The organism is Phycisphaeraceae bacterium (assembly GCA_020851465.1).
Taxonomy (GTDB): Bacteria; Planctomycetota; Phycisphaerae; order Phycisphaerales; family Phycisphaeraceae; genus JADZCR01.
The window spans coordinates 36,291-50,806 of sequence record JADZCR010000008.1; the positions used below are offsets into that span (position 1 = coordinate 36,291).

General features: G+C 60.6%; 2 protein-coding genes (1 of these 2 only partly in view). Both read right to left on the reverse strand.

Annotation, left to right across the window (positions count from 1 at the left end):
• Positions 1 to 327, reverse strand: a complete 327-nt coding sequence (locus IT444_10625) for a hypothetical protein (protein ID MCC7193223.1) — start codon at positions 325 to 327, stop codon at positions 1 to 3.
• Positions 328 to 14,516, reverse strand: partial view of a tandem-95 repeat protein gene (locus IT444_10630; protein MCC7193224.1) — the 3' portion only. 21,442 nt of this gene lie beyond the right edge of the window; the window shows 14,189 of its 35,631 coding nt (coding positions 21,443-35,631); its start codon lies off the right edge, out of view — the gene reads right to left on this strand; the stop codon is at positions 328 to 330.

Here is a 14,516-nt window from a genome sequence, read left to right on the forward strand (position 1 = left end):
TTACCGCATCTCATGTAAGCCGTGACAGATAATTTTCTCCTCGCTCAAAAGGCCATCACAAGAATCAACACGCTCATTTATACCTGCCGCAAAATATAAATCAACAGTTTGAAGATAATCGCGCAGCACAATTTCGCGCTGCGACAAAACAACCACCCTTCGCTGCTGAGCGTCACGGCTGCGCATGAACTCCGACACGCCGCGGGGAATGATTGCCCGAACTCTCACCGCCAGCTTTCCGTCGTCTGCCGCGCAACAATCCAGCAAAAAAAACCGGCGCATCCTTGTTGAAGGGACTCGCCGGAAAGGATTCGTCAGGTTGGTCACTTAATCATCGACGACTTTGAACTTGTCAATCGAGCCGATACTCCGAATCTTTTCGAGCAGCGATGGCGTACCCACTGAGTGGAGGGTCAGAGCCTTGATCCTGCTGTTCGATGTCGTCAGATCTCCCAGCAGGCTCGCAGTCGTGCCGTCAAAGCTCTTGAGCGGCCCCATCAGATTGATCTGCCCCAGATGCGCCGGCTGACTTGAGGTTCCAGCGACTTTGACCGTGGTCCTGGAATCAGTACCGCTGACCGCCAGATTGAAGAGTGATGCGTCGCCCGTGACCTGGCCCATGCCCTTGCCGCCGAGGCTGAACTTCACGTCCTGCCCCTGATCGTCACGAAGTTTGAGGGTGACGTTGCTGCGACCGTCGAAATTGCCGAACTTCCAGGCCACCGGCAGAGCCGAAGCACTGGCCGTGACATTGTTGCTCTCATCCATCTCGACGATCTGATTTGAAGAGTCCGTGACCAGCAGCAGACGGTAGCTGCCCGCAGCCAAGGTCGTCGGGATCGTGATCTTGGAGTTGAGCTTCATGCTCGCTTGTGATCCAAGATTGATATCGTGATCGACAACTGTGATCAGCACGTCGCTCGAATCGAGCAGATCATCGGTCGAAGCGTAGATAGCGGTATCCATCCGGCCGCGGACGCGAAGATTGCCGCTGTTGGTCACCACATAGCTCACGGAACCCGTATCACCCGGCACAATCACGCTGGGCAGAGAGATCTTCGACAACCGACCGGTGAGATCAGGTCCGTTGACGACCGTCGGCACCGGATCAACCACGGGGGTCTCCGTCGAACCAACCGCCACCGGCGGAACAACGTCCGGCTCCTGCGGCGGGGTGAACGGCGGCTCTGCCGTCGCAGTACCCTGTCCGGTGACCTCAGGATTGCTCGGCGGTGTAACGACGGTGATCTCCTCCGAGTCGGACCCGAAGGAATTGACCTGGAAGCTACCACCCTGCACCGGAGCATCACCCGTGCCTGCAAGCGTGATCGCTGCGGGGCTGGCCTGCGTCGTGTCGTTGTGCCAGAACCTGAGGCTCGCAGCACGGGCACCCGTTCCGCCTGCGGTGAAGCTCACGCGGACTATTCGGGACTCGCCCGCGTAGAGCACAAAGCCGGACGTAGTCTCCTGACCAACTACGCTGTACGAGAAATCTCCCGCATCGGCACCGATGATCTGCAGTGCAGCGATGGTGAGCGGCTTCTGGCCGTCATTACGGAGCACCACATCCAGCGACTCACCCGTACCCACGAGGTGACTGCCGAATGTCAGCGCACGATCGTTGGCGATGTCACTGGACTCCTCGACCACCAGATGCGCCGGCGTAAGCTGGAGCACGGTGTGGTTGAGGTTGTTGCCGACGACTGTCGAATCAGCGGAGTTGATCAGACCGTCGCCGTTGACATCACCGTTGACGTTATAACCCGTTTGACCGACTACTCTGTTGAGCGTCTTGCGCACCAGCAGGAGATCGAGGCCGTTAACCACGCGATCTCCGTTGGCGTCACCGAGCAGGCGGAAGAACGCGACTGCCGCGAACTTACCCGTCTGGCCGTCGCCGAGGTTGTCACCGTCCACATCAAGCGTGTTACCGGCAGCATCGGTGACGTTGTCGGGCAGCACATGCAGCTCATACTCGCCATCGGTCAGACCTGCGACGTTGCGGAGATCGAGCGTCGCCTTGTTAGTCGCTTGATCGATGGTGAGCAGTGCTCCGGTCAACGGCACATTGGTCGTGCCATTGCGCAGGAGCACGAGATCATCAAGAGTCAACGTGCCGGCCAAAGCCTCGTTGAAGCTCATTTCCAGCACGATGAACGACCGCTGAGCATTGCCCTTGTTGACGACGATCGGCTGGATCAGCGTCGGGCTTGTGCGATCAAGCGTGAAGGTCAGATCCACGACCGAGGAGGTGTTCTGCGCTGAATCGGTAGCCTGCAGGTGCAGGGTGTGGACGCCGTCAGCCAGCGGGCCGCCGTTGATTTCCTCAAGCCGCGCCACGCTGAAGTTGAACACACCATTGGCCAGATCGCTCAGCACGTTGGTGAAGTTTGCCACGGGTGTACCGTCGAACCCAGCCACGAAGCTGGTGATGGCACTGAAATCCGTGACCGTGCCGGTGATGCGGGCGTCGTTGGTGAGGCCATCGCTGGCATCCACACCGGTATCGGCGACCAGTGCAGCGGTAATGACCGGAGCATCGGTGTCCGTCACCACGGTGCGGGTGATCGTCGCGGTGTAGCTGAGCTCGTTGCCGGCCAGGTCGGTCACCTTGGCGGTGAACGAGTTTTCACCCGGCACAAGCAGGATGCCTGTGAAGGTGAAGGTGCCGTTCTGATCCGCGAACGTGGTATCGCCGGATGCGACGAGCGTAACCCGTTCGCCCGGATCGGTATGACCGATGAGCGTCACGACTGCTTCATTGGTCACCAGGTCGCCATCCGGATCGGTATCCGAATCTGGCGCCAGGTCGAAGACAGGCTGAGTGACGTTGTTGTCGAGTGTGAAGGTCAGATCGAAGACCGGCGAGATGTTGCCGTAATCATCGGTTGCACGCAGGTGCAGGGTGTGAGTGCCCTGACTGAGCGGGCTGCCGTTGATCTCCGCCATGCGGGAAGCGCTGAAGTTGAACCCGCCGCCGATCAGATCCGCCAGCACATTGACGAAGTTCGCCAGCGGCGTTCCGTCAATGCCGGCCAGGAAAGCCGCGATCGGGCTGGCGTCACTGACCGTGCCTTTGACACTGGGGTCACGAGTGATGCCGTCAGTAGCGCTGCTGCCCGTATCGTTAAGCAGCCCAGCCGTGATGACCGGAGCATCCGTCTCGTTGGGTGCGACACGGGTGAACGTCGAGGTAAAGCTGGATGTATTCCCCGCTGCATCGCTGACCTGAGTCGTCCAGGTGCTATCGCCATCAGGCAGCGCAATGTCGGTGAAGACAAACCTGCCGGTCTGATCGGCGACCGCTGTCTGACCCGTACCCACGAGGGTAACGATCAGGCCCGGTTCGGTCTGGCCGACGAAGCTCACCACCGAGTGGCTGGTCGTGTGGTCGCCATCAGGATCGGTATCCGAAGCAGGGTCGAAATCAAACACCGGCTGTGTGGGCGGCGTCGTGTCGAGGGTGATCACGACCGATGCCTCTGACGGACCGGTGTCATTCGTCGCCTGCACGCGGATCGTGTTGGTGCCTTCGACCAAGATCACGTTATCAAAGTGGTACGAGCCGCTGGCGTCTGTCACAGTGACGCCATCGTCAAATGCACCGTCGTTGTCCGCATCGAGCAGCACAGTGGTTGACGGATCAGACACGCCCACGATGGTGACAGGCGTGATGTTGGTCACATGATCGCCTGCGGTGCCGGAGTCACTCACCGTAGCCAGATCAACCGCAAGGATCGGCGGCTGGCTCGCATCGGTGAGAAGCTGGACGTTATCAATCTGAACGAGGCTGTTATTGGCACCGAAGCCAAGCAGATCGAACTTCAACGTCACCGCGGTGTCGGCCGTCAGGTGGCTCAGGTCCACATCCACGGTGGTGACAACCGCGCTGGCACCCAGATCCGAGCCGCCAACCGACCGCTTGGAGGTCAGTTCACCCAGGTAGAACTGGCCGTTGTGCTGAAGGTTCAGCAGCGCGTCGCTGTTGGACAGGTCAATGACCGGGACCAGCGGCTGGAGCGTCTGCGGATCAACCAGTGCCGCCTCGAACGCATCCGACGGGTTGAAGCTTTCCGCGTTGAGGTCCGCGGTGATGATCGTGAAGCGTAGAACCTTGATGCCCTGCGGGATGACAAACGTCTGCTCCAAGCCGGAGAAGAGCGGATCGCCTTCGCCGAGCTGACCCAGACCGTTTTGCACGCCCGCATTACCGCGGATGATCCAGCCTGAGCCGGCCTGACCCGCGGGAATATCGAACGAACCATTGAGCAGGCCCGGCGGACGATTGGCGAAATCATTACCCGTCGCATCTTCGCCGCTCTGATCGATCGTGATGTTGTACGCGCCGCCCAACGGAGCCGGAGCCGTGAATCCGCCGACGATCACCTGCGAGATGCTGTAAGTGCCCGCAGCCAGATTCGTGAACGAGTAGTTGCCGTTGACGTCGGTGAGTGTGTTGACCTCACCGGCATCAAGCGTGCGATTGCCGTTGACATCGATAAACACGGTACGGCCAGACATCGCCGTGTCACCCGTGTTGAACGAGCCGTCGGCGTTGGCGTCGGTAAAGACACGGCCGCTGATGCTGCCAAGCTCGAACGCACCGAGGTTGGCTGTCGCTGTCGCCCCGCTCGTCGTGGCCACGACCGCCGCCGGCGTGAATGTCCACCCGTCCTGCTTCAACTCACGGATGCTGACCACGCCCGGACCAAGGTTATCGAATGAGTAGATGCCCTGACCATCGGTGATCATCGAACGCTCGCCGACGTTGAGTTGGCCGTCATCGTTGGCATCAATGAAGACCGTCCGTCCGGCAAGGCCCGGTTCGCCCGCATCAAGCTGGCCGTCGCCGTCGAGATCGTTGAACAACGTGCCGCTGACCGTTGCTGAGCGGAAGACACCGAAGTTCTGGTTCGGCGCATCCGTACCCAGGAGCAATTCGACCGTGTTTGCCGCTTCGCTGGGCGAAGACTGAACGTAGCCGGACTGCGCCACCTGTACGACACGGTAGGTCGCCTGTGAAGGCACGCTGAAGGCGTAATTACCCTGCGCATCGGTGACTCTGCTGATCTCACCGCTGTCGAGAATGTTGTTGTCGTTCTGGTCGAGGAAGACCGTCCAGCCTGCCATGGCCGGATCAGTCGCGTCCTTGACGCCGTTACCTGCGAGGTCTTCATAGACCGTGCCGCTGATCTGCGCCGCCGGGCCGTTCTCCACGTGGACCTTACCGGTCGAGTAGGCGGAGAAGACCGGCGCGTTATTGCCGTCCTTGGCGACTGCGTAGATGTAGTAGTCGCCCGCGGGCATTGTCGAGGTGTCCCAGTTGTAGCCGGAGACACCGTCAAACTCGCCCAGGGCGTCGGCGATGAGTACGCCGTCATATCCGCTGGCGTCCGTGTCGTAATAAAGCGCGACGCTGGCGTCGGAATCAGGATCGACCGCGTTGTATTCAAGCTGCACCGACGGGCCGGTGACCGTAGTCGAGGGCGACACGATGCCGACCGTCGGAGCGACCGACTCCACAAATGCCTTGAACTTCACCGTACCCAGCGCGTCCGCGTTGACGATCCGGGCTGTCCAGGTGCCTTCCACCGGATTACGGAACACCACCGTCTTGCTCGTATCGCCTGAGTAGAAATCAACCAGTGCGACATCCGACGAAACGGGCAGGTTGTTGCTCAGATAGATGTTGCCCAGCGGATCCTCGATTTCGAGGATCGTGTCAGGGGCCTCGTTTTCCCACAGTGCTGAGATCATGAGGCTCGGTTCGTCGGCGCCGACGTTGAAGGATCGCGTCGCCGCCGCAGCCGCGCCGAAGTCCAGCCCTTCGACCGCAGCCCCCACTCCACCGGCGGAACTCGCCGAGCTGATGGAAGCACCGCCAAGGCCGGGGATTTCTTCCTGACTGTTGATGATGTTGAAGCTGCCGTCGAAGTTGACCTGCACGCCAAGGACGACATCACCGACGATCGGCAGCGTGGCGGTGCCCCAGCCGGCGACAAAGCCATTGCCGCCGTTGGTGGTGAGCATCCCCTTGCTTCCGCCGAGTGTCTGACCGTCCAGCGGTGTGAGCGGGATCGACGGCAGATGCACCGTCGCATCACCGTACATCGACAGATTCATGCTTGAATCCGCGGTGAAGCTGCTGGTCATCGTGACCAGACCGCCGGCCATGGTGAAGTCACCATTGGCCTTGAGGAAGCCCTGGTTCCAGTTCAACTCTGCATGGCCGTGGCCGGTCGCCAGACCGCTGATGATCTTGATCGTGCCGTCCGCAGCGATCTTGTTCTTGTCGAGCTTGCCCTCGACATCCAGACCGACCAACACGCCCTCGAAGGTTCCACCCGCCCATGATGGCAGCGGGATATTGACCGTCGGGCCGGCGCTGACGCCGATGTGGCCGCCGAACTCGATCGGCGGGCTTCCGTTCTGGCTGATGTGATCCACCTGCCCACCGATGAGCTGGAGGAACGCACCGGTCGTACCGATGGCGATACCTGGCGGCGGAGGCGAGTATTCGAGCTTCACAAAGTTGAGCTTGCCGTCCACAAAACCCAGGCCGGCGTCGATCGACATTCCCGGCGGAATCTTGATCTTCGCTTCGCCCTTGATCAGACCGGCCACTGTGTCGATCTCAAGCATCGCCTTCTCAAGCTCCCACACGCCGGGAACGATCTTCACATCCTCCAGCTTGATCTTGCCGATCACGTCCACCTTCGGCAGTCCGCCCGGCTCCTCGGTGATCTGGATGTACCCGCCGTTCTCCTCGCGGAAGTCTGCTTCGAGGTCGAACACCTGCGGCAGATTGACCAGACCCTGAATCTTGAACTTCATCACCGGCTGGGTGGAGAAGCTGATCTTCAGACCTTCGCCGTGAATCTTGAGGCCGAAGAATGTAATGTCGAAGTCAGGGATGGTGATGGCACCACCACTGATGGAGATGCCGTCGCTGTTGACCTCGACGACGTTGGGTTCCGCGATTTCGACGACGATGCCGCCGAACTTGTCGGGCAGGGTCAGCTTGCCCTGAATCTTGATATCCGGGTCAAAGTCTTCGCCTACTCCGGGGTTGCGATCGGGCACAATCGTGAGCTTGCGCACGTCAACGGCGACACCCGCGAGAGTAAAGTCATCGCCCTCGTCCGTGGTAATCGAGATTTCCTTGATTCCGCCGTCGGCATACTCGAACTCGACACCGATGGTCTGATTCGGGGTCTTGAGTTTTGCAGTGCCCTTGGCGGTAGCCTGCGAGAGGTCCGTGCCCAGCGGCTTCTCAACCGCCAGATCGATGTCCTGGAGCTTCCAATCGTTCCAGATCGGCAGCTCATCGAGGTGGAAATCGAGTTTGATACCCACATCGATGCCGGCATCACTGTTCTTGAGCTTGAGGTAATTGTTTCCGCTGAAGTTGAATGTCGCGTTGTTGAGCGACGGAATCTTGAAGGTGCCCTTGATCTCCGCCGACTCCTGGCCCGGAGTCGAGAGGTCAAAGTTAATCGAAGCGTCCGTGATGGTGAAGTCGATCAGGTTGACCGCCTTCATCTTTTTGTTGCCGGGCAGGAGGATCTTGCCGCCGTCCACGGACAAGCCGTCACCATTGATGATGACACCCTTGCCGGTGTTGACATCCACGGTGAGGTTGCCCAGGGCAGCCGGGAGCTTGACACTGCCGCGAATTTCCAGTTGCGGATCCCAATCTTCGCCTTCGCCGGGCTTGCGGTCGGCGATGAGCTTGGCTTCGGTGATGTCGAAGTCCATACCCATGAGCTGGAACTCAGGGCCGGGGGATGTCTTCACATCGATGATGAAGTTGTCGACTGTAATCTCGACCTTGATCAGGATCGCCTTGCCGTTGGCCAGCAGTGTGCCCTTGCCGGTGTACTTGTTATTCACCGAATCGACCGTGATCTCGATCTTCTTGAGATTCCACTTACCGTCCTGCGTGATGTTGACCGGACCGTCGAACTTGATCGCGCCGACGACTTCCGGATCGCCGCCGTCGGTGAGCTTGATGTAGTTGTCCGGGCCGGAGAAATCGAACGTGAAGTTCTGCACGTTGGGGAACGTGAGCTTGCCGCGGAACTCCGCCCAGCGCGCCGCGGGGCTGATGTGGAACTTGAGCTTGAGATTTTCGAGCTTCACCGTCATCACGTTGAAGAGCTTCATGTTCCACTTACCGGAAACAGACAGCTCGCCGTCGGTGATTTCGACGCCGTCCTTGTTGATCTTGATCGGCTTGTCCTGCGGGACGTCGAAGTAGAACTCGCCCTGGCCGTCCAGACCGAGGATCTCCGCCTTCGGGCCCGTCAGATTCAGCGGCAGCGTGATCTTGCCTGCCACCTCCAGCTCCGGATCCCAATCCTCACCCTGACCGGGCTTGCGGTCGGAGCGGAAGACAAACTTCGTCGGCGCGACATCCATCGAGAAGAGCTTGAATGTCGGCGGTGTCGCATTGGGTGCCAGATCCAGCGAAAGCTCGATCCCCGCCGCAGGCGTGATCTTCACCTTCATGTTGAATAGCGCGCCGTTGGGACCGTGGACCTCGGCTTTGCCCGTGACCTTCCACGCATCGACCTCGCTGTTGAGGTCGAGCACGATCTTCTTGACCGACCAGTCGGTGTTGATCTGAACAGCATCGATCTTCATCTGACCGACAAAGCCGGTTTCGACCTCTCCGCTGGTGTTGACCGTGAAGCGGAAGTACTGATTCTTCTGCTCGAGAACATCGACGGTCGTATTCCACTGCGGCAGCAGGAACTGACCGCCGAGCTTGAATGTCCCCAGCGAGCCGGGGGTCGAACCGGGTTCGTACTTGCCCCAGATGTCCTTGGCTTCAATCTTGAATCCGCCCAGATCAGCCTTGTAGTCCTTGCCGGCATCGAGGTGGATGCCGCCGACAAGCTGGAATCCGTTGGCGGAGAACTTGAGGTAATCGTTCTCGCTGTTGACGCTGAAGGTCCAGCCGCCTAAACGATCGGGCAGCTTGGCTTCACCGCGGAACTCAATGTGCGCATCGGTGACAGGTGCGCCGGGTGCCTTGACGAACTTCATCCCGGCGAACTTGAACTCGACACCGCCGAGCGTGTAGTCACCTGCCAGGTCCTGGCTGACTTCATCGAATGCGTTAACGATCTTCTGCGTGAGGTTGAAATGCCACTCGCCGTTCCACAGCGGCGCGGTAATCCCGCCCACCAGCGAGGAGAAGACACCCTTGGCGTAAACCTCGTCGCGGTTGTACCACATCTGGCCGGAGAGCTTGAGCAGCGGGACAAAGGCTTCGTTCGTGTCTTTGTTGGGCTTGAAGCCGACCTGAATTTCGCCGTTGTACTCAAAGCGTTCCAGCGCATCGTTGTAGGTGAACTGTCCGCCGATGGCGACGACCTTGATCGGGTCCAGATCGATCTCACCCGCGTCCACGGAGAACTTGTTGTTGTACGTCAGCGCGTTGTCGATGTCGTGCGGTTCAAGAACCTTGCCGGGCTTGGCCTGTTCCTCGGTCTGGCCGACCTCACGGTCAAGCAGCACGATCCACTTGAGCGACTCCTGATTAATGCCGCTGGGCAGCTCAATGCCGGTCAGGTCTGGCTTGAGGGTTCGCGTCTGTGTCTGCCCCACGTCCAGCGGGCCGTTCGTGCCCACAAGCTGCGCACCGGAGGCGACCATGACGTGCCAGACGCCATTGGCCAGATCGTCGGGCGCGAGCACGTTGTCATCGGTACCCAACCAGAGCTGTTCTTCCCAATCGTCGGTCGGCAGCAGCTTGGTATTGCCGTTGTTCTTGACCTTGTAGGTCAGGTTGCCCAGCTTGCTGTTAAACGCAAGCACCGGCGGGATGATCTCCTGCACGACCAGATCGGGCAGCTTGAGCTTCAGCTCGGCTACCGCGCGGTTGTTGACTTTGTCTGCTTCAAAAATCTCATCATCCGAATCAACCAGAAGCACCCACTTCATGCCTGTCTTGAGCATGTCGATGGTGACCTTGTTGACTCCCGCGACATCGGCGAGGACCGGCATCGTCACCTCGATCTGGTGATCGCCGACCGATGAGAACGTCGCTTCGCCCAGCTTGTATTCCCAGCCGTTGCCGTCCACCGCGCCGTCGTCGGTGAGCCACAATGCTTCCTTCCACGACGTGGCTGCGCCGAGCTTGCTGCCGGCAACCAGTTGCGTCTTGTAGGAAATGGTACTGGCCGCGCCCATAGGCACCGGGTTGGGGGTAAACGCCTGCACCGCCAGGTCCGGGGTGAGATTGCGCACGGATACGTTGCCCGTGGCCATACCGCTAGGCAGGCCGCCCGTGACGATCTCGCGGACAAACACGCTCGGTTCAAGCTCATCAAGCGGCTGGCGCTCGAGGAAGAAGTCAGCATGGGTCGCGATGGCGTTTTTGATCGCATCCACGTCGTACACAAAAATCGTGTGCGCCGAGCGGTAGCCGATGTAGAGGTATTTTTCATCCGGCGACAGCGCGATGCTGTCAGGGAACGAAGTGTCCACCATTCGAGTCACCGCCACGAGTCGGCGGTTTGGACCGAATGGATCCATGATGATGCCGATGTTGCCGCCGATCTCCTTGCCCGGATGCATCGCGAAATCGTGCGACGGTACGCCTTGCAGGAAGGCGTTGTAGTTCGCGGTGAACGCGAATGTCTTGTCCGAAAGTGCCACGACACCCTCGGCATTGTTGGCGTCCAGGTAGTCGCTGTTGCTGCCGAGGTTCAGGCCTACGTAGGTGATGCCGAGGTTGGCGTCGATCACGCCGAAGCCATTGGTGTCTGACTTACGGTCGGTCACCATCATCGTGCGCGGATCGGAGGTAGCCGCCACACCGTAAACTTCCCTGCCCGCCGTAACCGCACCAACGACATTCCACAGAGTGCTGCTGTCCGACTGGACATCAATCACGTACACCTTGCCCGGCACACCGCTGCTGGCCTGACCGCCAAAGAGCGTGTCGCCCGGAGCCGCGACAAAAAGCCGCTGGCCGTCCTTGCTGACCGCCATCCCGCGCAGGCCCTTGGCTGCCGTGCCCACGTTGATGGTGCGGATGTGCTTGTGATAGGTCGCCGACCCAATGCGCGTGTCGATCACGTACACCGAGCCTGTGTATTCATCGGAGACGTAGAGATACGAACCGTCGCCGTCGGTGGCGACCCAGAACGGTGCCGCCCCCGCCGGGAGCGCGATGTTGTCCACCGCAGGCGTGCTGGGATCGATATCCACCTGCTGCAACGCGATGGCGTCGATGACCGCGATCTTTCCGGAGCTGCGCATCGCCACGTAGCCGCGCGTGCCGTCACGGGTGATCGCCACCGAGCGTGCCCCGGTGTACGCCCCGCCGTCGAGCTGGATGCGAGCCTTGAGATCAAAGGTATTACCGTCGATGACAGCCACGCCCTTATTGCTCGACAGAGCGGAGAAGACATACACACTCTCCGGACGGATCATGACCGGCGCGCTGATGACATCTTCCGGCGTCGCGACGGGAGGACCGCTCGGGCCAGGAGCCATCACGTTCTGATGCCGACGAACCTGAACCGTCGAGGTGCCCAGCACCACGCCTGGCGGAATGGCGATCTTGATCTGCTGGGCGTTGACCTGAATGATCTGATTGCCCTGGACCACCGTCTCACGACCGGTGCCCAGATCCTTGAAGACCACCGAGATGTCATCGATCGAAGAGCCGACCCCTTCCGGCGCGCCCGCCCAGAGCATCCGCAGAACATCGAGTGTGACCGCAGGTTTCAGGTCGGCGCCGAACGTGGCAAAGCCGAAGCTCATGCTGGAGATGATCGGCTTGCCGCTGGGGTGATTCGCAGGCAGGACCGCGTTGGCGTAAGAGGTCGTGAAGCTGTTGACCGTCGAGTCAACCTGAACGCCGACGCTCGTGCGCTGCGCCAGACCCTCGGTCGTGCGCTCTACGATGTCGAAGTTGTAGTTACCAAAGCCCAGCCATGCGGTGAAGTCAGCGAAGATGTTGGCGATGAAGCTGAAGCCGTACGAGATCGAGTCGAGCACCGTGTTGATGACGAGCTTGATCTTCTGAACAACGCCGCCCTCAGCAGCGCCCAGTGACGGTGTGCTGCTTTCGCTGAATGAGCCGCCGCCCACCGGCGCATCGGGTACGTTGACCTCGGTTTCGAGGCTGATGCCCAGCGATGTCGCCGCCAGCGGGTTGTTGAGCTGAATCCTGCCGGCGACCTGAGCCGACACGTTGGACGCAGCCGTGGCGACTATGTACTTGCCGCTGTGAAGCACACCCTGCGAAGCCGAGAATGCGTCACTGCGGATCTTGCCGTCGGCACCGACGACGCCTACCTCATCCTGATACCACGCATTGACCGTCTGACCGTCGGCGTCGGTGGTCGTGCCGGCCCGGAGGAAGACCACCTTCGTGCCCGCCGCCAGCCCGCTGCCCGGCAGAACGATCTGCGCCCGTTTGCTCAGCACCGCACCGCCGAGGTCCAGCTCAAACGCACCGGCGAACTCGAACGGCTCGAACAACGGCAGGCCGACTTGCTGCTGAGTGATCGGCGTGATGCTTACGAGCGTATCCGACGCCAGCGCACCCTCAGGGATGATGACCTGGGCGCCGCCGCCTTCGACGATGCCGCCCTGCTGTCCGACTTGTGACGGACTTGTCAGCACCTGCTGGACCACGACCGGAATAACTACCTCAGCCATCTTGTGCGTGACTGTGATCGAAGCATTACCCGCGGCAACAGCGGTGACATAGCCGTCTGCGTTGACCGACACGACTGCCGAGTTGCTCGAGTAGTAGTTCGTTCCCGTCGAGCCGAGCGTGACCTCGCTGCCATCGGGCAGGCGTACGCGCAACTGCTGCTGACCGCCGTTGCTGGCGAGGAGAATCGCAGCCGGGTTGACGTTGACGCCGTTGATCGCCAGCGGCTGATCCGCAGCCGGGGTTTCACCGACCTGGAATGCTGTCGCCGCGACGATGCCGTGGCTGGAGACGACGATCACGCCGGTGCCGTCCGACAGACCGGTGACTCTGCCGTCAGCGCCAACGGCAGCCGATCCGACATTGGTGGAAAGGAAGTTCAGGTAAGACGGCGCGAGTACGACATCCTGCTGATCCTCGAAATCACCGAGCACCGTCAGGGCCTGGACCTCGCCGATATCGATGCGCGGATTGCGATTGACGATCTGGAGATTGGTCAGTGCTGCCGTGCTGACGTTCACCGTCACGGTCGCCGGCGCCGAGGTCCCGAAGCCGTCGTCAGCGATAACCTGATAGCTCGCCGTGCCGCTGTAATCCGCAGCCGGCTGGAAGATCACCGTCTTGCCGTCAGCCGCGAGGCGGGCAGAGCCGTGCTGCACGTTGACCACGCGGTAGTAGATCGTGTCGTCTTCCGGATCGGTCGCAATCGTCGAAGCATCGAAACGGACTTCGAGATCCTTGTGCGTGAGCGTATTGCCATCGACGACGACCGGCGCGCGATTGGCGACAAAGCCGTAATTCGCTCCCATGATCTGAACGTCGGTGGCGTTAACCACGCCGTCGAGATTCGTATCCGCAGCGGGGTTGTAGTTCGCATCACCCGCCTGGCTGCCCAGTGCCAGAGCCTGCGCCGCGCCGTCGAGACCATTCACGTTGCCGTCGAGATTGACATCGCCGGCGACGAAGACTTTGAGATCAAACTCACCGGACGAGCCGTTGAGACCTGTCAGCGCGATGCTGTGCAGACCCGATGCACTGACGGCATAGAGAGCGTATGACACGCCGTTAAGTTCGCGGGCCACCAGTGGCGTAAGGCCGTCCAGACCTGCGACGGCCGGATTGAGCGTACTGCCGCTACGGGCGGAAACTCCGATACCGATGAGTACCGTGCCCGATTGCGTAGTCGAAGCCAACTCGGAATCGCGCAGGCTGAAGGCGTAGTTCGCTGTTTCACCCTGCGTGATTTCACCCGATGTCACCACCGGCGTGAATTGGCCCGTGCTGCCCAGATCGGCAATCACCGGCGACACCAGCGGCAGGCCGGCACCCGCCGGATATGTCACCACCGCGCCGACACTGGTCGCAGCCGTCAGCGACGGCGTCACCCCGACAACCAGCAGATGCGGATCGGTGAGCGAGTATCCGTATCGATTCGACGCACCGGTCGAGAGATTGCGGGCGGCGATCAGATTGCCCGCAGCGTCATAGTTGTAAATCACGCGACTGCTGTCAGGCGCAATGAGTGCCGAGAGTCGGCCGTCATCGCTGCGCTGCATGCCGATCGTCTCACCATTGGGGGCTGTGATGCCGCCATCGGTGAAGACCATGTGCTTGCCGTCAGCCGTGATGATTTCCTGCGTGCCGCGTGTCGCATCGATGAGGTATTTCGTGCCGTCCGGCCCGGTGAGCGTGTAGTCCGCACCGTCAAAGCGGCCGCTGGCGGGGTTGTACGAACGCGCGGTCTGGAGATCGTAAAGTTTTTCACCGCCAAGAGTGAGCTTGGCGTCGGCGGACTCAAGCGTCCAGCCGTTGCTCAGGTCGGCGACCCAGGCCG